Origin of the sequence: Rhodococcoides kyotonense (genome assembly GCF_001645385.1) — a bacterium.
Taxonomy (GTDB): Bacteria; Actinomycetota; Actinomycetes; order Mycobacteriales; family Mycobacteriaceae; genus Rhodococcoides; species Rhodococcoides kyotonensis_B.
Genome location: NZ_LVHI01000012.1, coordinates 774,041 through 793,247 on the forward strand (window position 1 = coordinate 774,041; position 19,207 = coordinate 793,247).

Annotated in this window: 17 protein-coding genes; 10 read left to right on the plus strand and 7 right to left on the minus strand. The window is 65.9% G+C overall.

Translation table 11 applies throughout. From position 1 onward, the window contains the following. Positions 1-194 precede the first annotated feature (194 nt). Positions 195-1,454, plus strand: coding sequence for a YibE/F family protein (locus A3K89_RS11665; protein WP_068425447.1), 1,260 nt, complete (start codon positions 195-197; stop codon positions 1,452-1,454). Positions 1,455-1,497: 43 nt separating this feature from the next. On the opposite strand, the gene ald is transcribed toward A3K89_RS11665, so the two are convergent. Beyond that, positions 1,498-2,556, minus strand: coding sequence for an alanine dehydrogenase (ald, locus tag A3K89_RS11670; protein ID WP_068425451.1), 1,059 nt, complete (start codon positions 2,554-2,556; stop codon positions 1,498-1,500). Between the two features lie 98 nt (positions 2,557-2,654). On the opposite strand from ald, the gene A3K89_RS11675 reads away from it, so the two are divergent. After that, on the plus strand, positions 2,655-3,185 hold the full coding sequence (locus A3K89_RS11675) for an Lrp/AsnC family transcriptional regulator (protein ID WP_068425454.1): 531 nt from the start codon (positions 2,655-2,657) through the stop codon (positions 3,183-3,185). 2 nt (positions 3,186-3,187) lie between these two features. Here A3K89_RS11675 and A3K89_RS11680 read toward each other — a convergent pair whose 3' ends face one another. Together A3K89_RS11680 and A3K89_RS11685 are read right to left on the minus strand one after the other, a co-directional pair. Further along, positions 3,188-4,846 (minus strand): Hsp70 family protein, encoded by a 1,659-nt coding sequence (locus A3K89_RS11680; protein ID WP_068425460.1) that lies wholly within the window; start codon positions 4,844-4,846, stop codon positions 3,188-3,190. Between the two features lie 109 nt (positions 4,847-4,955). Continuing rightward, positions 4,956-6,425, minus strand: a complete 1,470-nt coding sequence (locus tag A3K89_RS11685) for a sugar transferase (RefSeq protein ID WP_068425463.1) — start codon at positions 6,423-6,425, stop codon at positions 4,956-4,958. A gap of 454 nt (positions 6,426-6,879) precedes the next feature. Here A3K89_RS11685 and A3K89_RS11690 point away from each other — a divergent pair, with 454 nt between their 5' ends. Genes A3K89_RS11690 through A3K89_RS11705 form a run of 4 tightly spaced genes read left to right on the plus strand, consistent with a single transcriptional unit; the run spans position 6,880 to position 10,683 of the window. Next, positions 6,880-8,181 (plus strand): class I SAM-dependent methyltransferase, encoded by a 1,302-nt coding sequence (locus A3K89_RS11690; RefSeq protein WP_068425466.1) that lies wholly within the window; start codon positions 6,880-6,882, stop codon positions 8,179-8,181. A 1-nt stretch (position 8,182) separates the two neighbouring features. Beyond that, positions 8,183-9,001, plus strand: a complete 819-nt coding sequence (locus A3K89_RS11695) for a glucose-1-phosphate cytidylyltransferase (RefSeq protein ID WP_068425469.1) — start codon at positions 8,183-8,185, stop codon at positions 8,999-9,001. Further along, entirely contained in the window at positions 8,998-9,648 is a 651-nt protein-coding gene (locus A3K89_RS11700) for a PIG-L deacetylase family protein (protein WP_068425472.1), read from the plus strand. The genes A3K89_RS11695 and A3K89_RS11700 overlap by 4 nt, the downstream gene beginning before the upstream one ends. Before the next feature lie 3 nt (positions 9,649-9,651). Continuing rightward, positions 9,652-10,683 carry an NAD-dependent epimerase/dehydratase family protein gene (locus A3K89_RS11705; protein ID WP_068425478.1) on the plus strand — a complete coding sequence of 344 codons (1,032 nt, stop codon included), beginning with the start codon at positions 9,652-9,654 and terminating at the stop codon, positions 10,681-10,683. A 24-nt stretch (positions 10,684-10,707) separates the two neighbouring features. Here A3K89_RS11705 and A3K89_RS11710 read toward each other — a convergent pair whose 3' ends face one another. Then, positions 10,708-11,262, minus strand: a complete 555-nt coding sequence (locus A3K89_RS11710) for a dTDP-4-dehydrorhamnose 3,5-epimerase family protein (protein WP_068425480.1) — start codon at positions 11,260-11,262, stop codon at positions 10,708-10,710. 53 nt (positions 11,263-11,315) lie between these two features. Here A3K89_RS11710 and A3K89_RS11715 point away from each other — a divergent pair, with 53 nt between their 5' ends. Next, entirely contained in the window at positions 11,316-12,419 is a 1,104-nt protein-coding gene (locus A3K89_RS11715) for a transferase (RefSeq protein WP_068425484.1), read from the plus strand. After that, positions 12,416-13,780, plus strand: coding sequence for a glutamate-1-semialdehyde 2,1-aminomutase (locus tag A3K89_RS11720; RefSeq protein WP_068425486.1), 1,365 nt, complete (start codon positions 12,416-12,418; stop codon positions 13,778-13,780). The genes A3K89_RS11715 and A3K89_RS11720 overlap by 4 nt, the downstream gene beginning before the upstream one ends. Here the strand turns inward: A3K89_RS11720 and A3K89_RS11725 are convergent. Together A3K89_RS11725 and A3K89_RS11730 are read right to left on the minus strand one after the other, a co-directional pair. Further along, complete coding sequence (locus tag A3K89_RS11725; RefSeq protein ID WP_068425488.1) at positions 13,719-15,134, minus strand: O-antigen ligase family protein; 1,416 nt, start codon at positions 15,132-15,134, stop codon at positions 13,719-13,721. The two genes, A3K89_RS11720 and A3K89_RS11725, sit on opposite strands and share 62 nt — an antisense overlap. Beyond that, on the minus strand, positions 15,131-16,459 hold the full coding sequence (locus A3K89_RS11730; protein WP_068425491.1) for a hypothetical protein: 1,329 nt from the start codon (positions 16,457-16,459) through the stop codon (positions 15,131-15,133). The genes A3K89_RS11725 and A3K89_RS11730 overlap by 4 nt, the downstream gene beginning before the upstream one ends. A 116-nt stretch (positions 16,460-16,575) precedes the next feature. Between A3K89_RS11730 and A3K89_RS11735 the strand changes: the two genes are divergently transcribed. Next, the gene (locus A3K89_RS11735; RefSeq protein ID WP_157105287.1) at positions 16,576-17,283 is read left to right on the plus strand and encodes a hypothetical protein; all 708 of its coding nucleotides are present in this window, start codon (positions 16,576-16,578) and stop codon (positions 17,281-17,283) included. Further along, positions 17,280-18,161 (plus strand): WecB/TagA/CpsF family glycosyltransferase, encoded by an 882-nt coding sequence (locus A3K89_RS11740; protein ID WP_068425499.1) that lies wholly within the window; start codon positions 17,280-17,282, stop codon positions 18,159-18,161. Before A3K89_RS11735 ends, A3K89_RS11740 begins: the two co-directional genes overlap by 4 nt. Here A3K89_RS11740 and A3K89_RS11745 read toward each other — a convergent pair. Continuing rightward, the gene (locus tag A3K89_RS11745) at positions 18,121-19,188 is read right to left on the minus strand and encodes a glycosyltransferase family 4 protein (RefSeq protein ID WP_068426205.1); all 1,068 of its coding nucleotides are present in this window, start codon (positions 19,186-19,188) and stop codon (positions 18,121-18,123) included. The two genes, A3K89_RS11740 and A3K89_RS11745, sit on opposite strands and share 41 nt — an antisense overlap. Positions 19,189-19,207: the final 19 nt, after the last annotated feature.

Here is a 19,207-nt window from a genome sequence, read left to right on the forward strand (position 1 = left end):
GTTGAAAGTGATGCAAAAAACATACCTCGATCGGCCCCAAACCGACGCGAAGTCTGTAGATTAGCGGGCGGCACTTCGTGTGCCCGAGCACTGGTCGTATCCCATCCCCCCCGGGACGATCAGGAAGGTGGCGGGGGACGCCCCCCCTGCTCCCCGCCACCGCGCTCCTCATCCCGGCACCTACTCTTGCACCTGTGGAGTCACACGGTCACGGACACGGGCATTCCGACGCCCCGGCGCCTCTCACCCCTCTCGCAGCCCGCATCGTCGTAGGACTTCTCGTCGCGATCGGTCTCGCCGTCGTCGCGGGTGCGATCGTGCTGTGGCCGTCCGAGCAGCACGTCGACATTCCGCTTCCGTTTCAGACGTCCGGCGGCGGCGCTGTCACCACCGAGGCCGGGACCGTCGTCTCGCAGGACATCGGCGCGTGCGGTAGCGCGTCGGCCGGTCGCGTCTTCACCGGCAATCCGACGCCGCCCGTCAGCGCCGGCTACGACTGTCAGCGCAGCATCGTCGCCATCGAATCGGGGCCGAACGCCGGCACGAAGACTCTGCTCGAAATCGTCCCGGGGCCAGGGCAACCCGATCTCCGCACCGGTGAGAGCATCCGGCTCGTCCGTCAGACCGACCCGAGCGGTACGACGCAGTACTCGTTCAACGACTTCTCGCGAGGCCTTCCACTTGCATTGATCGTCGCTGTCTTCGCGGTCGTGATCTGCATCGTCGCCCGGTGGCGTGGTTTCCGTGCGCTGATCGGTCTGATCATCGCGTTCGCCGTGCTCGTGGTGTTCATGCTGCCCGCGCTTCTCGACGGCGCTCCTGCCATTCCGGTCGCCCTCGTCGCGGGGTCGATCATTCTGTACGCCGTGCTGTATCTGGCGCACGGAGTGAATCTTCGGACGTCGTCCGCACTGCTCGGAACCTTGACGTCGATGGCGCTCGCAGCCGTTCTGTCCTACGTCGCCATCCGCATGACCCACCTGACCGGTCTGTCGGAGGAACAGAACACCGACGTGCAGGCCTACATCCAACACGTCAGCATCACCGGCCTGCTGCTCGCGGGTTTCATCATCGGATCGCTCGGCGTGCTCAACGACGTCACGATCACCCAGGCGTCGGCCGCGTTCGAAATCGCCGGGGCCGATTCGACGACGACGCGACGCCACATCTTCTCGTCGGCGATGCGCGTGGGCCGCGACCACATCGCGAGCACGGTGTACACACTCGTGCTGGCCTATGCCGGTGGCGCACTGCCGCTGCTGCTGCTGTTCTCGGTCGCAGGCAGATCCATTCAGGATGTGCTGACGGGTGACGCCGTGGCCATCGAGATCGTTCGATCCTCGGTGGGCGGCATCTCGCTCGCGCTGTCCGTACCCCTCACGACGGCCATCGCGGCGCTTCTCGCGCGACCCGGCGGCGTTCCGACGAAGAAGTCCGGGCGGCATTCCAAATAGTGCCGCTGCGCGGTCGTGCGTGGATAGTTGGCCCAGAGGCCGACTATCCGCGCATGGGTGGCGCAGCCGCAATCAACCCCGCCTTCAAACCGGGATCGGCGGCGGTCGCGGCCTCCCACCCCTTGTCGGCCAGGGCGACGACGTAAGGCAACGTCGCGTTCGTCAGCGCGTAGGTCGAGGTGTGCGGCACCGCGCCCGGCATGTTCGCGACGCAGTAGAACACCGACTCGTGGACGCGGTACGTCGGGTCGTCATGCGTCGTCGGAACCGAGTCCTCGAAGCATCCGCCTTGGTCGATCGCGATGTCGACGAGTACCGAACCCGGCTTCATACGCTGAACGAGGCTGTTCGACACCAACTTCGGCGCCTTCGCCCCGGGCACCAGCACGGCACCGATCACCATGTCCGCACCGAGTACGGCCTGCTCGAGCTCGAGCGCATTGGAGACGACGGTCTTCACCGACCCGTGGTACGCGTCGTCGATCGCTCGAAGCGCCTTTACATTCAGGTCGAGGACGGTGACGTCGGCGTGCATACCGTGCGCGATCGCGACCGCATTCCGCCCCGCAACGCCTGCGCCGATGACGACGACGTGTGCTGGCCGGACTCCCGGCACACCGCCCATCAGAACGCCGCGCCCACCGCCGCTGGCCATCATGTGATACGCCCCGACCTGGGGCGCGAGACGACCGGCAACCTCGCTCATCGGCGCCAACAGAGGTAGCGACCCGTCGGGTGCGGTGACGGTTTCGTACGCGATGGCCGTCGTCCCCGACGCCGACAGCGCGTCCGCGCAGGCCTTCGACGCGGCGAGATGGAGGTACGTGAACAACACTTGATCCGCACGTAGTCGCGAATACTCTTCTGCTACAGGTTCTTTGACCTTGACGAGCAGATCCGCCTCGGCCCAGACGTCGTTCGCATCGACGAGAATCTGCGCACCCGCGGCCTTGTAGTCGGTGTCCGAGAACGACGAACCCACGCCCGCCTCGGACTCGATGACCACGTCGTGTCCATGCGAGATCAGTTCGTGCACGCCTGCCGGAGTGACCGCCACCCGGTATTCGTGGTTCTTGATCTCGCGCGGAATTCCGATCTTCATTGCCGCCTCCAGAGCAGGGGTCCGATGGATGTCCCCACTATGAATTATCGGGAGAAATACCCACAACAGGTGTGAACATAATTCTGTAGGGTGACGACATGGCGGCAGATAATTCGGATTCAGCACGTTCGGGCTCGGCCGGATCGAACGATGTTCGACGCGCACCGCTCGACGCGATCGACCACATCCTCATCGACGAACTACGTCGCGACGCCCGCATGCCCAACAATGCTCTTGCCGCCGCGGCCGGTATCGCGCCGTCCACCGCACTCGGCCGCGTCCGGTCACTCGTCGAACGCGGCGTCATCCGAGGCTTTCACGCGGAGATCGATCCCGACGCGCTCGGGCAAGGCATCCAGGCGATGATCTCGGTGCGCCTACAGGCCGACGCCCGACGACGCATCAGCGAGTTCGGCGAGCAGATCGCTGCGCTGCCGGAGACATCGAACATCTACTTCATCGCAGGCGCCGACGACTTTCTCATCCACGTGGCGACCGTCGACACCGTCGCACTGCGGCACTTCGTCGTCGACAACCTCAGTGCGCACCCCGCCGTCGCGGCGACCGAGACGATCCTGATCTTCGAACACATTCGGCCGCGCGGACAACGCACGCCCGTCACGGACTGATTCTAAGGAGCAGGCGGGAACAGCGGCGGTAGCACCGGCAGCGTGAAGTCCGGCAGACCCGGAATCAACGGTGCAGGTGGAGCCGGTGCAGGTGCCGGTTGCTGCGGCGACTGCTGAGTCGGTGCCTCCTGCGTCGGCGCCGGCTGGGTGACTGCGTCCGACGTGTCCGGAACCACCTGAGGCGCGGGTGCAGGTGCAGACTCCTCCACGGTCGTCGTGGGGGCCGGGGCCGGCGGCGGAGGAAGCACGACCGGCACCTCCGACGTCGCTGCCGGGGCCGATGTCGTCGGGGCCGGGGCAGACGTCGCAGCCGGAGCTTCGGTCTGCGTGTTCGTCACCGACGTCTGGACCACCGGAGCGTCGTTCTGCTGGGTGAACAGGAACGCACCTGCGGCGACGACGGCCGCGGCCGCGACTCCCGCGACCGACCATCCACGGACGAGGCGACGCTTGCGTTCCTCGTCGTTCTCGCCGTCGGAGTCGTCGAAGTCGGCGTCGAGCCAGTAGACGTTGGAGAGCGCGAAGTGCGGGGACTTCACGGGAGCCGAGCTCGTCTCGGGCACAGGCTCCGGTGCCACGGGAGCCCGACGCGTCGGCGGCTCGTCGGACACCGCGGGCACCTGCTGCGTGACGGGCATCGATCCCTGGAGTCGCGGAAGATCTTCTCGCGCAATGGAAATGGTGGGTGTCGCGTCCGTGGGCCGCGGTGATCGCTGCGGCGCGCCTTCACGCGGAGCACGCACGGGTATCGGACGCGCCGGAGGCCGAGGCCGTTCGACGGCGGGTGCGGCCGTCGACCTCGCCGACAGCGCGGCGCCGCGGGCAGCGACCGACTCCGGCTCGTTCGGGGTGATCGCGGGCAGATCCAGCGATCGTCCGACGCGCTCGCGAACGAGCGGAATGCGCGAACCTCCACCGATGAGCACGACGGCGTCGATGGGCACGTGCGCGCTGATGAGCACGTCGCGCGCGAACTCGATCGACCTGTCCACGGTGTCGCCGATGAGCGACTCGAAGCTGTCACGCGAGAGCAGGATCATTCCGCTCGCGTCGGGCAGGCACACGGCGTCGTTGCTCGACAACCGTTCCTTCGCGACACGGCATCGCCGTTCGAACAGCTCGATGTCGGCGTCGTCGCTCGGCTTGCCCAGCCTGTCGAGCTGGTTGTCCCGGAGAACGTCGTCGAACAGATCGCCGCTGAACTCGGTGCTACGACTCGACGCGACGACCCGGCGAGCCCTCAGGTCGACGACGCTGACGTTCAGGCCGGAGCTTCCGAGGTCGTACAGCGCGACCGTCGAGTGCCCCGCTGCTTCACCGCTCGCGACGAGGTACTCGATGACCGCCTCGACCTCGTGGATGAGGGAGTAGTTCTGCAGGTGCTGGTTCTCGAGCGCGCGATGCAGAGTGTCGGCCTGCCGCGCGTCGCGATAGGCGACGCCGGTGCTCAGATGCGGTTCCGACTCCGCCGCGACCGCGCTGATCGACTCGGCGGCCAGGTACTCGACTTCGTCGTCGACGGTGTCGATGACCTGGTTCTTGAAGAACAACGGCTGCGGCGGGTCCGACGGAACCACGCGTGTCGCGACGGCCGCACCACCACGCGGCAGCGCCATACGTACGGCGTGGGCACCCATGGACACCCCCAGCAACACAGTCATGCAAAGACCCTCGTTCGTGTCCGGCGGGGCATGCTCGAATCGCCCCGATTGCGTCACACGCTACCTGGGACGGCCGAGGGTCGTGTACTACACCTGATCGATCGCCTGGTCAGTAGGCTCCTTCGCGTCTCGTGACAGCGCGAACCGTGCGGGCGATGATCACCAGATCCTGGCTCATCGACCAGTTCTCGACATACGACAGATCGAGCCGAACCGATTCCTCCCACGACAGATCGGACCGGCCGCTGACCTGCCACAATCCGGTGACACCCGGCTTGACCAGAAGGCGTCGTCGAACGTCGATGTCGTAGCCGTCGACCTCGCGGCGCAGCGGCGGCCTCGGGCCCACCACACTCATATCGCGCTTCAGCACGTTGAAGAACTGCGGAAGCTCGTCGAGGCTGAGGCGTCGGATGATCTTGCCGACGCGGGTGACGCGCGGGTCGTCCTTCATCTTGAACAGGACGCCGCCGTCGGAGTCGTTCCGCCCGAGCAGCGCCTCGAGGTGGGCTTCGGCGTCGACGACCATGCTGCGGAACTTGATCATCTCGAACGGTGTGCCGTCGAGGCCCATGCGTTCGGATCGATGGAACACCGGACCCGGGCTGGTGCATTTGACGGCGACGGCGATGGCCAGCATCACCGGCGCAGCGACCACGAGCGCGGTGAGCGCGAAGACCACGTCGAATGCGTTCTTGGTGAACTTCGCCGCCCCGTCGTACTGCGGCTTCTCGACGGTGATGAGCGGAATGTCCGCGGCGGGGCGCATCACGAGGCGCGAGCCCGAGATGTCCATGACGCCGGGTGCCACGACGAGGTCGATGTCGTGGGGTTCGAGCGCCCACAACAACTTGCGGATACCGACGGGCCCCAGATGTTCGGTGGCGGTGACTGCGACGGTGTCCGCGCCGCATGCGCGCACCGCATCGAGAACCGAGTCCTCGTTGCCGAGCAACGGGACCGATCGACCATGCACCGTCAGGAATTCAGGCGCACCGGCGGCGTCGGGGGCGCAGTAGCCGAGGACGCGATATCCCGACGTCCGATCGCGTTCCAGCGACCGGATCAAGCCGGTGGCGGCACTGGGAGACCCGACCACGAGAAGGGACGTCGTCGACGTTCCCCGTGCACGCTCGTGCGCGAGCCGTTTACGCCACGCGCGACGCGTGACGAGGAGACCGGCGGTGCCCAGCGGGAACGCGATCGCGAGATAGCCCCGAGCGACGTCCATCTGAAACAACAGGCTTCCGATCGCGAGCAGCCCGAACAACCGGAACGACGTGGTCAGAACGAGCCGGTACTCGTCGGGGCCCGAACCCACGATGCGCGGAGACCTGCTGCGAAACGCTGCCAGGGCGATGAGCCACGCGACGATCAGGCCCACGGTGACGGGCAGATAGCCGGAGTCCGTGTCCGCGCCGAAGCGACCGAAGTGGGCGAAGGTCACGGACAGAACGACGACCAGCGTGTCACTGACGACCGGTCTGTGCGAGTAGCGCTTCTGCCACTCTGCGCGGGACTGGCCGCTGAGGCTTCCTGGAACCGACGGGGCTCGGAGCTCCCTGTCGATGCTGGTCAAGTGGTCGCCTTCCGTCGTGATCGTCCCTATGACCGGTCGACGCGTTCGTGGCCGGCCGGCGTGGGCGTGGGCCGCCCGACGCGACTTGATTTCCCGGCACAACGAGCAACGGACCGCCCCCGACGCGGCCGCTGCACCGCGTCGAGCGGTGCGATCGCCAGGCTAACAGAAAATCCTACTTCAGGTTTGTTTCTACGCATCCAATCCGGTTCTACAGCGGTTTCTCGACGCGATGGAGGACAACCGCTCCGGTCGAAGCGTCCGATTTCGTGCAAAACAGACCGTTCGACTATATTGTCGGGAGATAGCAAGCATCGGTACTGCGATCCGGGGTCGTCGCATGCCAACGGTCACCACACGGTTCGGTGCGGCTCGCTCCGCGCCTGGCGGTGGTGCCGGACGTACCGACGAAACCGACTCGACTCGCGTCGAGTCCGCGTGAAAGTAGCTCTGCATGAATCTGACACACCCGGAAGCCGATTCGACCGTGGCGGACGTCGAGAGCGCCGCTGCGTGCAGGCTGTGCGGCAACACCGAATTGCTCAGTGTTCTCGACCTCGGGGCAACCCCACCGTGCGAGAAGTTCCTCACCGCACACGAGCTGGACGACCCGGAGCCTACTTACCCGCTGCATCTACGCCTGTGCGAGCGCTGCTTGCTTCTGCAGATTCCCGGCCTGATCACTCCAGAGGACACGTTCGTCGAGTACGCCTATTTCTCGTCGTACTCCACTAGTTGGGTCGAGCACGCGCGCACGTTCGTCGCCGCTGCGACCGACCGCCTGGCTCTCGACGCGTCGTCGTTCGTCGTCGAGGTGGCCAGCAACGACGGTTATCTGCTTCAGCACGTCGTCGAGCGCGGTATCCCCTGCCTGGGCATCGAACCGTCCGTCAACGTCGGTCGTGCAGCAGTCGACCGAGGGGTACCGACGTTGACGGCCTTTCTCACCGAGGAGTCGGCGCAGCAGGTGCGCGACGAGCACGGGCCCGCCGATCTGGTGGTCGCCAACAACGTGTACGCGCACATCCCCGACCTTCTGGGCTTCACGCGGGCCTTGCGCACTCTGCTGGCCGACGACGGCACGGTCAGCATCGAGGTCCATCACGCGATGGAATTGGTGACGCACGCCCAGTTCGACACCATCTATCACGAACACTTCCAGTACTACACGGTGCTCGCCGCGCGAAATGCGTTGGCCACGGCCGATTTACAGCTCGTCGACGTCGAACGCCTCGGAACACACGGCGGTTCGATCCGGTTGTGGGCCAGACCGTCGGAAGCAGGTGCGACGCCGTCCGCCGCCGTCGAGGAGATCATCGCCGTCGAACGCGCTGCGGGCCTCCATGAACCGTCCGGATACCTCGATCTGCAGTCCCGTTCCGAAGCGGTCCGGCAGAACCTTCTCTCCTTCCTGCTGGACTGCAAGAAGGACGGGCTGTCCGTCGTCGGCTACGGCGCACCGGGCAAGGGCAACACCCTTCTCAACTTCTGCGGCATCCGCCCCGACCTGCTCGCCTACACGGTGGACCGAAACCCGTACAAGCACGGCAGGTTCACGCCCGGCACGCGCATCCCGATCCATCACCCCGACCGCATCGCGGTCGACCGGCCCGACGTGGTCCTCGTTCTGCCCTGGAATCTCGAAACCGAGATCAGCGCACAACTCGACTACGTGCGCGAGTGGGGTGGTCGGATCGTCTATCCACTGCCCACACTGCACGAATCCCGCACGTCCGCAACGAAGGAGGAGAACTGAGATGAAGGTCGTACTTTTCTGTGGCGGATACGGGATGCGTATGCGCAACGACGGTGGAGACACTCTGCCCAAGCCGATGCAGCTGGTCGGACCGCGCCCGCTGGTGTGGCACGTCATGCGGTACTACGCGCACTACGGACACAAGGAGTTCATCCTGTGCCTCGGGTACGGCGGCGAGCACATCAAGCAGTACTTCCTGAACTACAAGGAGACCGAGTCCAACGACTTCGTCATGCGCGGTGACACCGTCGAGCTCCTGGACTCCGACATCGCCGACTGGACCATCACGTTCGTCGACACCGGGCTCGAATCCCCCATCGGTGAGCGTCTGCGCCGCGTCCGCAAGTACGTCGGCGGTGACGAGTACTTCCTCGCCAACTACGCGGACACGCTGACCGACGCGCCGATCGACAAGATGATCGCGCGCACGGTCGATTCCGGTTCCGCCGCTTCGCTTCTCGCAGTGCCGCCGCAGTCGTCGTTCCACTGCATCGACGTCGCTCCGGGTGGCGCCGTCAAGCAGATCACGCCGGTGAGCGAATTCCCGATCTGGGAGAACGGCGGATACTTCACCCTGTCCCAGGAAGTGTTCGATCTGATTCCTCCGAACGGCGATCTCGTCGAGGATGCATGCGGCACGCTGGCAGGAGAGGGTCGACTTCTCGCCTACCAGCACAACGGTTTCTGGAAACCCGCCGACACGTTCAAGGAGCGCGCCGAGCTGGATGCGAACTACTACAAGGGTATTCGCCCATGGATGGTGTGGGAGAAAGATCCCGAGACCGAGCCCGCCCCGTTCGGACTGGTCGCCGTTCCGTGAAGTCCTTCGCCTCCGGCTCGATCCGCGAGATAGCGCTGCTCGCCGCGCACTGCGACGACATCGCCATCGGAGCGGGCGGCACCCTGCTGACGATCGCTCGGGCCAACCCCGGCCTCACGGTGCATGCGCTCGTCCTCACCGGCGGCGGTGGGGCACGCGAGGTCGAGGAGAAGACGGCGCTGGCTGCGTTTCTTCCCGGTGCCGACGTGCGGCTCACCGTCACCGACATTCCCGACGGCCGGTCCCCCGCGCACTGGGATGCCGCGAAGGACACGGTGGCGGCGTTCCGACGCACGTGCGAGCCGGACGTGGTGTTCGCACCCCAGAAGAACGACGCTCACCAGGATCATCGCCAGTTGGCGACGCTCGCGCCGACGGAGTTCCGCGATCACATGATCCTCGGCTACGAAATTCTCAAATGGGAATCCGATCTGCCGACTCCCTCTCTGTATCACCCGATCTCGGACGAGATCGCACGCGAGAAGGTCGAACTCCTGCACGCGTCGTACCCGTCGCAGACCGACAAGGACTGGTTCGACGCCGACGCCTTCCTCGGCCTGTGCCGCATACGCGGAGTGCAATGCAAGTCTCGCTACGCCGAAGCATTCGTCGTAGAGAAAACCGTCATCGATTTCGTAGGAGCTTGACTGATGCGAGTACTGGTCACCGGACATCAAGGCTACCTGGGCACGGTCATGGTTCCCGCGCTCGTCGAGGCCGGGCACACCGTCACCGGATTGGACTCGGGACTGTTCGCGGATTCGATTCTCGGACGGCCAGTTCAGGACCCGGAGACCCTCGCAGTCGACCTACGCGACGTGACGGCCGAGCAGTTGGCCGGAATCGACGCGGTCGTCCACCTCGCTGCGCTGTCGAACGACCCGCTCGGCGCCCTCGCTCCCGAGATCACCTACGACATCAACCATTTCGCCTCAGTCCGCCTTGCGCGTCTGGCGAAGGAAGCGGGTGTGTCCCGGTTCCTGTACGCGTCGACCTGCTCGGTCTACGGCTCCGCCGGCGAGGACCTGGTGTCGGAGAGCGCGCCCCTCAAGCCGCTGACCCCGTACGCCGAGAGCAAGGTGCGCGTCGAGGACGACGTCGCAGCCCTGGCAGACGACAGCTTCAGTCCCGTATTCCTCCGCAATGCAACGGCATTCGGGTTCTCGCCGCGACTGCGCGCCGACATCGTGCTCAACAACCTCGTGGGCCACGCTGTCCTGTCGGGCGAGGTCCTGGTGTTGTCCGACGGCACCCCGTGGCGTCCGCTCGTCCACGCCCAGGACATCGCGTCGGCATTCGTGGAGGCACTCGCCGCCCCGGTGGACCGCATCCACACCCGCGCCTTCAACGTCGGCATCGAGTCGAACAACGTGACCGTCGCCGACATCGCGGACGCCGTCGTGCGTACCGTTCCGGGTTCCACGCTGAACATCACGGGTGAGCACGGAGCCGATCCACGGTCGTACCGCGTCGACTTCTCCGCGATTCGCGAGGCGCTTCCCGGATACCAGGCGCGGTGGAGTGTGCTCGACGGGGCGGAGGAGCTCTACCGCGAGTACACCGCCGCCGGTCTCACACGCGAGAACTTCGACAACCAGTTCACCCGCCTGAAGAAGCTGAAGGCCCTGCAGGATGCCGGTCGTATCGACGAATCGATGCGATTCGTTCGAGCGAAAGTCTGACCGGCCGTGCCCCCTTCGCTTCGGTCAGAGCCGTTCGACTGCATCCTTCCACGTGCCTGCGGTGCGGTCACGGTCGCTGACGGCCGTCGGTTCGAGCGGCCACTCGATGGCCAGGGTGGCGTCGTCGTACGCGACACCGATGTCCTCGCTCGGGTCGTGCGGTCGGTCGATGCGATAGCAGACGTCCGCCGTCTCGGTGAGCGCCTGGAAGCCGTGCAGCAGGCCAGGAGGAATGTACAGGTGCGCGTGAGTGTCGTCGTCCAGACGGAACGTACGCACCTCACCGAAGGTGGGGGAACCGGGCCTGGCGTCGACGATCACGTCGAGCACCGCGCCGTGCGCGCATCGAACGAGCTTCGCCTCACCTCGGCCGAGTCGTCCGTGCATCCCTCGGATCGTTCCCCGCACGGAACGCGACTGGGAGTCCTGCGTGAAACTCGTCGACGATACTTCGGTGCCGGCAACGTGCGCGTCGAAGATCTCGGTGTCGAAAGTCCTTGTGAAGAAACCGCGTTGGTCTCGGAACGGTTGGGGGACGAACAGCAGAACGCCCTCGATGTCACTGGAGTCGACTCGCATGCGTCGATCATGAACGATTTCGCGCGCCGAGTCACGTCGATGGCGAGAATTCGATGACCGGCCGTCGCTGCCGCGGGTGCGGTTCCGATCAGCTCGATATCGTCCTGGACCTGCACTCCGTGCCCGCCGCGGACCAGTTTCCCCAAAATGCGAGCGCCGGTTCCGACGACGCGCGCCACCCGCTCGCAATGGTGTTGTGCGGCAGGTGCGCACTGGCCCAGTTGGCCGACGACGACACCGTCGCCGACGAACCACGCGGGATCGAACCCCAGGCTCTGACGGATCAGGCCGCGGAGGCCGTTGCAGTGGTTGCCGGTTCGGGATGGCTGCGCGGCAGTACCGTTCGCGAGTTCGGCAGCCCGCACGGCGGAACGTGGCTCCCTCTGTTGTCGGACCGCGGCGTCGACGAGGTGGCGCCCGGGCAACGGGCGGACGTCGTGCTCGATTGCTTCGGCATCATGCACGAACCCGACCAGGCCGACGCGTTCGCCGTGCGCGCAGCGTCTTTGGCCGAGGACGGAGTGCTGCTGATCCAGTTCCACACGCTGTCTGCGATCGTGCGAGAAGGGCAATGGAACGCGTTGCGCCACGGACACTTCGCGTACTACTCGCTGACGTCGCTGACGCACCTGCTCGCGGGCGTCGGCCTCGTCGCGAGGTCCGCGTGGACGTTCGAGCTGTACGGCGGCACCATCCTGCTGGCAGCCACCCGAACCGGCGTTCCCGACGCGTCGGTCCGCGAGATTCTGGATGTTGAGCGTGCAGCGGGTATCGACGACGCGGAAACCGTCGGCGCGCTGCACAGTGCCGCGGAGACAGACCGGACGATGCTGCACGATTCGCTCGTCGAGCTGAAGAGTGCGGGCAAGGTCGTGTTCGCGTACGGTGCCGCATCCCGCGCGGTCGCGCTGTTCGCGATGGCAGGGTTGACGCGGTCGCTGCTTGCCGGCGTCGCCGACGCGTCCCCGTCGAAGCGGGGCCGACGCATGCCCGGCACCGACATTCCGATCATCTCTCCCGCGGAACTGGTTGCGGCACAGCCCGACGTCGTGTTGCTGCCGCTGCCCGACCTGCTCGGCGAACTCGACGCGTCGATTCCCGAGCTGCGCGGACGATGGTGGTTGCACGGCACCGACATACGGGAGGGCACTCGATGAACGTCAGCGGATCGCCGTCATTGCACAGTCATCGCGGATTCGCGAAATCGATTGCGGCTCAGTCGCGTCTGCACGATGTCATCCCCGGCGGCGCGCACACGTATGCACGCGGCGCCGACCAGTACCCCGACGACATGGCCCCGGTTCTCGAATCGGGATCGGCTGCACACGTGTGGGATCTCGACGGCAACTGCTACGTCGAGTACGGCATGGGTCTTCGCTCGGTCACCCTGGGGCACGCGTACCCGCCCGTCGTCGACGCCGTCACCGAGGCCGCGCGCCGGGGCCACAACTTCAGCAGGCCCACGGCGTTGGAAGCCGAGGTGGCCGAGTCGTTTCTGGATCTGGTTCCGACTGCAGAGATGGTCAAGTTCGGCAAGAACGGTTCCGACGCGACCTCTGCCGGCGTCAAACTTGCTCGCGCGCACACCGGCAGGGACTTCGTCGCGGTGTGCCGTCAGCCGTTCTTCTCCACCGACGACTGGTTCATCTGCACGACCGAGATGAACGCAGGCATCCCGTCGGCCTATCGCGATCTGACGCTGCCGTTCTCGTACAACGACCTCGATTCGCTGCGTGCGGTCTTCGACGCGCATCCGGGACGGATCGCATGCGTCGTCATGGAGGCCGCGACGGGTACCGCCGAACCCGAACCGGGCTTCCTCGAGGGCGTCCGTGCACTGTGCGACGAGGAAGGCGCACTGCTGCTGTTCGACGAGATCATCACCGGGTTCCGCTGGGCCACCGGCGGCGCTCAGTCGGTGTACGGCGTCACGCCGGATCTGTCGTCGTGGGGGAAGGCGATGGGCAACGGATTCGCCGTGTCCGCCCTGGCGGGCAAGCGAGAGTACATGGAGCGCGGCGGTTTACGCACCAACCTGCCGCGCGCGTTCCTGATGTCGACGACGTACGGACCCGAGACGACGTCACTCGCCGCGATGAAGGCGGTGTTCCAGACCTATCGCGAGCAGGACCCCGTTGCCGTGATGGAGGCGAGGGGCACTGCACTCGCCGATGGCGTCAACGACGCTGCCGACCGCGCCGGACTGTCGGACTACCTGCAGGTCATCGGACGGCCGTCGTGCGAGGTGTTCGTCACCCGCGACGCCGATGGTGTTCCGTCGCAGGCATATCGGACCCTGTTCCTCCAGGAATTGTTGACGTGTGGCGTTCTCGGACAGTCGTTCGTGATCTCGGCGGCGCACACCGAGGCCGACGTCGACCACACGATCGCGGCATGCGAGGCCGCAATGGTCGCCTACCGCAAGGCAATCGAGGCCGGGACCACCGACGGTCTGCTCATCGGACGGCCTGTGGCTCCGGCTCTTCGGTCGCTCGCCGATCCGCGTCGGGCGTGGTGATCGAACCGGAGGCATCGTTGCAATCCTCGGCGCGGACGATGTAGAACGCCGAGCCCGCGAGCGCCAGGAAGATCCACATGAGCAGCCAGATCTGGGCGAATCCGGATATGTCGAGGATGATCGCGATCACGGCGACGGCAGCGATGGCGGCCGCGATGCCCCGGGTCAGCTCGAACATGCCTGCGTCGGCGCGATTCTCGGCTCGTGCGGCTCGCTGCGAGAAGCGTCGTGACGCGACAAGTGCGGCGCCGAATCCCGCGCCGAGCAACAGAACGAACGCGAGCACCCCGATCACGCCGGCCTCCATGAGCCTGCCGAGGTATTGGTTGTCCAGGACGGGATAGCCGCGCGCGGAGTACGTCGCGGTGCCTTCTCCGAACCACAGGTGGTCGGAGAAGTGCTCGAGCACGTAGGCGCGGCCGCGGTCACGAGACTGCAGCGAGGAGTCGGTACCGCTCGTCGCGAAGATCTGCACGAACGCGTTGAGAAGCTTCGAGTCGGTCACGTAGGCGACGACCAACGGGACGCCGACGATGCCGACGAGCGCCAGTACGCGTCGCACCGGCCATTTCCACGCCATGAACAGCACCGCCACACCGAGGCCGACGACGGCCGAGCGAGACAACGTCAACGCTGCCCCACCGACGAGGACGACCGCGAGTACCGCCCAGTGCCACGACCGACGTCCTTGCGCGCGTGCGGAATACACGACGCCCAGCGCGATCGGAACCAGTACCGTCAGAATTGCGCTGAGTTCCAGCGGGTGACCGGCGCTTCCTTGCGGTCGAGCGAAGCCTTCCCGCATGAGCGCTTCGCTGAGCACCGAGCCGTGGTCTTTCAGCAGCGGCGGCTTCAGCATCGCCGCGAGGTCCATTCCGGTGCCGTACTGGATGATTCCGAACGTCGCGCTGATCGCGCCGCCGATGACCAGACCCTTTGCGACCCATTCCAGGGCCTCTCGTGTCCGGATGACCGTGACGATGAAGAAGAAGACACTGACGAGCGCGAACTCGGTGATCAAGTTGGTCTGCGAACTCGCCAGCACCGCAGGCTTCGTCGGCTTCGAGGCGAGTGACGCGAACGACAGGAGGCTGGCCACGGCGTACAGAACGACAGCAGCAGAGAGGATTCCGAGTTCGGCCCGCGAACGCTGGCCGACGATACGCGTCAGCACCCACAGCAGGCCGCACCCGAAGAAGATCAGCGACGCCGGGCTGAAGCCGAGGGCGCCGGGAACGGTGAACGACTGCCGCATACCGAGCAGCAGCACCGAACCCACGACGACGACGGCAGCGCCGATCGGTATCGCGTGCGCACCGAACCGGATCTGCCGTCCCGGAAGGTCGACGGTCACCGCCGCGGACCGCCTCCGCTGATCGACGAACGCGGGTAGTCGTGATGGCCCGACCGGATCGGCACGTGCACACGCTCTTCGACGCCGTAGTAGTCGTCGATCTCGTGCTCGATCTCACGCACCGGTGTCGTCGTGCGCGCCGGGAAACCATCGGTCGAGTCCGTCCGCCGCTGTTCCACGACCCTCGGATCCCGGGGCGTCGGAACGTTGAACGGATCGAAATCCTGGTAGCTCGACGAGTCCGGCGGCTTCGGCGCGGCCGTCGAATGAACACGTCCGGGAGGCCGGACCGACACACGATCTCGCTCAGGCTTGGCGTCGTCGGACGACGACTCGGTCTTCGTCGGTTCGGCTGCCTTGGCATTCCCGAAAGCCGACCAAACGTCGACCTGAGCGGGGAACGCCGCGGTGTCCGCGTCGTCGGCCTCGGTCTCACGCGACTCGGCGCCGACCGAGACCGTCTGATCGTCGGCGTCGGACGCGTCGTCGACTGATTCGGATCGAACCGGCTGGGCCGGAGCGGGTTCCGCGACACGCCGAGGATTGTGAGCCGTCACAGACTTCGATGCGCTGATGACGGTCGCGCGGCGGGCAGGCGGAGCTGCCTTCCCAGGGGTCGCCGCCTCGGGCACCGTCGTCTCGGGGATCGTCTCGGGGATCGTCTCGTCGGCCACCGGAACCGCGGACCGAGCGTCGCGTCTCGGCCTGCGGCGGTCGAGGATCGTGCCGACGGTGACGATGCCGAGCAGTCCGACGACGAGCACCGCCAACGCGTACGAGCCCGCCGCCTTGAGGGGGCTGGCCGCGACGAGTGCTCCCGGCTCGGGCATGACGGCGGCCGTGATGGACGCTTCGGTATTGGGTCGCACACCCGTCTGTACCTGCAGTTGCGCGAGCGCAGTGGACGAATAGTCGAGCAACGCCTGGGCGCCCGCCTGCGCCGCTTCCGGGGTGGGTCCGCTGGTGGTGATCATCAGCTGAGGCGACAGACGCAGCGCGGAAGCGGTGTCTCCGAGCGTCGACGTGACGGTGTATTCGCCGGAGGCGCCGGCCTCTTCGACGAGCGCCACCGCGGCGGGCGACTGCAGCAACGTGGCCGCGACGGCCGCGAGCTGCCCCATGTTGTCGTTCAGGTTGACGAAGGGGTTCAGCTTGGCGTCGATATCGCCTGCTCCGGGCGGATAGACCACCGCCACCGCCGAGGACTCGTACGTGTCGGTCGACGACATGACTCCGTACGTGCCGGCCGCGACGGCACACAGCAGTACGACGAGACATGCCACTTTGCGGCGGAGCGTGGCTCTCACCAATTCGTCGACGTTCACATCTCTGCTTTCGATCGTGATTGTGGAATGTTACAGCTCCATTGATACCAGTCCGAGACGGTATTTGCCTCTCAAACCGGATATGCAGTAGTGCGACTGGTCTGTATCCTGTGTGCATGACCGTTAACCACGCCCAAAACATACCTTTGGTCGGGTATCAACAGTCGGGGATCCGTTCACACGCCGCGCACACGGGAGAGATCGATCGAAAAGCACTGACTCGCAGGTTCGGTACCAGCACTTTCAGCCTTCGCGTCCCTCGGTTCGGAGACTTCGAACGGTGGCGCGCGACGCGCATCGACCACTCCCGTTTCCTGGCCCCGGCTTTCGGTGAGGCCGGTCGCACCTGGGCCGAGTTGAACACACCGGCCGCCTGGATCGAGAAGTACGTGACCGACCGTCGGTTGTCACGACGAGGACTTTCTTTTCCCCACCTCTTGTTCGAATCGTCACACACCGACGCCGCCGGTCCGCGGGTTGCCGGTGAGGTGAACATCTCCCGCGTCGACGGCCTGTCGCAGGCCGGAGAACTGAGTGTGTGGTGCACGCCCAGTGTCCATCAGTCCGAAGTCACGGGCTGGGCAGGACACGTCGTCGTACTGGAGGCCTTCACTCGCGCGAATCCGTTGCGCTGGGTCATTGCCCCCGTCGCTGTCGACAACCCCCGTCCGGCAAAGGGTTTGGGCCTGGCCGGATTCGAGAAGACCGCCAGGCTGCGACGGCAACGGAACTACGACGGCAGCCCCACCGACCACAACCTGTGGGTGTGCGAGAACACCTCGCGTAACCGGATCCGCCTCCAAGAACTGATGGAGAACGCATGAGCATCGACAGATACGACGACGACCGCAACGGATCCACGGTCCGCCTGGTGGCGGGCGGCACCCCGGTGGAGTTGTGCACGTTCGACGAGGTCGTCGAGGCGGTGACCCGTCGTTTGGCGGACCCCGGCCACATCCCACTCGCCCTGGGGTCGGTCAACCTCGATCACATTCACCACTTTCGCCCGATGCCCCACTCGGTCGACCACATCGACACCGAGCGCGACGACCTGGCATGGGCGTTCCTCGCCGACGGCGCGCCGATCGTCAATCAAGCGGAGAAGTTGACCGGACGCTCGTGGTCGCGGGTGACCGGATCCGACCTGCTGCCCGCCATCGTCGACATGGCGTCGGCCGAGGGTCGTACCGTCGGCATCCTGGGCGGTACCTCCCGCATGCACGAGCGTCTGCGGTTCGTGTTGCGCCGCAGCCACCCCGATCTGAACGTCGCCGGCTTCTGGTCGCCGTCGGCGGGAGAACTCGCCGATCCGGCACAGTCGTCGCGTATCGCCGCGCAGATCTCGGCTGCCGGCGTCGACATTCTGGTCGTCGGGCTCGGCAAGCCACGCCAGGAGCAGTGGATCGACACGTACGGTCTCGCAACGGGAGCCCGGCTGCTTCTCGCGTTCGGAGCTGCAGCCGACTTCCTCGCCGGCGAGTCACAGCGCGCACCTCGGTTCTTCCAGGAGAACGGTCTCGAATGGTTCTACCGGCTGGTCACCGAGCCGAGACGTCTGTCACGTCGCTATCTTCTCGAGGGCCCGCGTGCTTTGATGCAGCTTCGACACGCACACATCGAGGTAGTCGACGACTCGCCCCTCTTCCGCCGGGCCGACGTCGCTACACCGACCGAACGATCTGCGCTAGGTGGTATGCCATGACGCTCGACGTGAACTGCGAACGCACCCGGGCCGCCGCGGCATGACCCATCGCCGCGGCCCGATCCGGGTCGGCGAGCAGTCGAGCGATGGCATCGGCCAGAGCATCGACGTCGCCACCCGGGACGAGCACGCCGGTCACGCCGTCCTCGACGTAATCGCTCATCCCGGGATTGTCGGTGACGACGACCGGCCGTCCACTCGCCATCGCTTCGAGCACCACCGTCAGCCCCGACCCGGAGATGGTCGGTCGGAGCGCGAGCGCGACGACGCTCGCGCGCTGGTACAGATTTCGCATCCGGCCGTCGAGGCGTTCGGTGTGCACGGTGCCGAGGTGCTCCGGCACGTCGACGGGCAGCCCGGTGGCCAGTTCGAGGAACGCCTCGGGCACCGAACGCCGGACGGTGGCTACCGCGTCGACGAGCAGGGCGTGATCACGGAAACGGTCCTCGCCTGCACTCATGATGCGTCCGGGCACAGGTGGTTCGGTCTGGACACCGTAGAAATCGGCATCGATTCCGAGAGGCACGAAGTGAAGTCTTTCTTTCTCGACGCCCCATTCGTGGTGCAGCGTGTCGAGAACGGGACGGCTCTGCGACCACAACGCCGGAGTCTTCGCGAGGGCGTGCGCGAACAGTCCGTTCCACTTCGGGTACGGCGCGGATCTGTGTGTGATCCAACCGATGCCGGACACGACGGGCGCGTATCTGCGCGACGTCTCGGCGAGCAGCGCCGCCGGAATGCCGGTGCGCTCGTCGTAACACAGCACGGCGTCGGTCTTGTTTCTCGTGTAGTTCTTGCGCTCCCCCAGCGCTTCGACGAGCTCGAGCCCGTCCACTCGATATCTCACGGACGCACCGACTCTGGATCGCGCGCGTCCGAGTTCCGCAGTGCCGAACGTGGTCTCGATACCGTTCTCGGCCAGTTTGTGCAGACCGTACGGGGTTGCGTCCGGAACTTCCCCCGCGTCGTAACGACGACGCCATTGCGTAGCCGACAGCATCCCCGCCAGCGGAACATGAGCCCGCATGCTCGAAACGTCCTCTCCC

What these genes read in the sequence shown, in the direction of transcription:
- A3K89_RS11745 (WP_068426205.1), bottom strand. Translation starts at nt 19,188, where the DNA reads ATGCGGGCTCATGTTCCGCTGGCGGGGATGCTGTCGGCTACGCAATGG.
- A3K89_RS11680 (WP_068425460.1), bottom strand. Translation starts at nt 4,846, where the DNA reads ATGACTGTGTTGCTGGGGGTGTCCATGGGTGCCCACGCCGTACGTATG.
- A3K89_RS11695 (WP_068425469.1), top strand. Translation starts at nt 8,183, where the DNA reads ATGAAGGTCGTACTTTTCTGTGGCGGATACGGGATGCGTATGCGCAAC.
- A3K89_RS11710 (WP_068425480.1), bottom strand. Translation starts at nt 11,262, where the DNA reads ATGCGAGTCGACTCCAGTGACATCGAGGGCGTTCTGCTGTTCGTCCCC.
- A3K89_RS11720 (WP_068425486.1), top strand. Translation starts at nt 12,416, where the DNA reads ATGAACGTCAGCGGATCGCCGTCATTGCACAGTCATCGCGGATTCGCG.
- A3K89_RS11735 (WP_157105287.1), top strand. Translation starts at nt 16,576, where the DNA reads ATGACCGTTAACCACGCCCAAAACATACCTTTGGTCGGGTATCAACAG.
- A3K89_RS11705 (WP_068425478.1), top strand. Translation starts at nt 9,652, where the DNA reads ATGCGAGTACTGGTCACCGGACATCAAGGCTACCTGGGCACGGTCATG.
- A3K89_RS11740 (WP_068425499.1), top strand. Translation starts at nt 17,280, where the DNA reads ATGAGCATCGACAGATACGACGACGACCGCAACGGATCCACGGTCCGC.
- A3K89_RS11715 (WP_068425484.1), top strand. Translation starts at nt 11,316, where the DNA reads ATGACCGGCCGTCGCTGCCGCGGGTGCGGTTCCGATCAGCTCGATATC.
- A3K89_RS11675 (WP_068425454.1), top strand. Translation starts at nt 2,655, where the DNA reads ATGGCGGCAGATAATTCGGATTCAGCACGTTCGGGCTCGGCCGGATCG.
- A3K89_RS11690 (WP_068425466.1), top strand. Translation starts at nt 6,880, where the DNA reads ATGAATCTGACACACCCGGAAGCCGATTCGACCGTGGCGGACGTCGAG.
- ald (WP_068425451.1), bottom strand. Translation starts at nt 2,556, where the DNA reads ATGAAGATCGGAATTCCGCGCGAGATCAAGAACCACGAATACCGGGTG.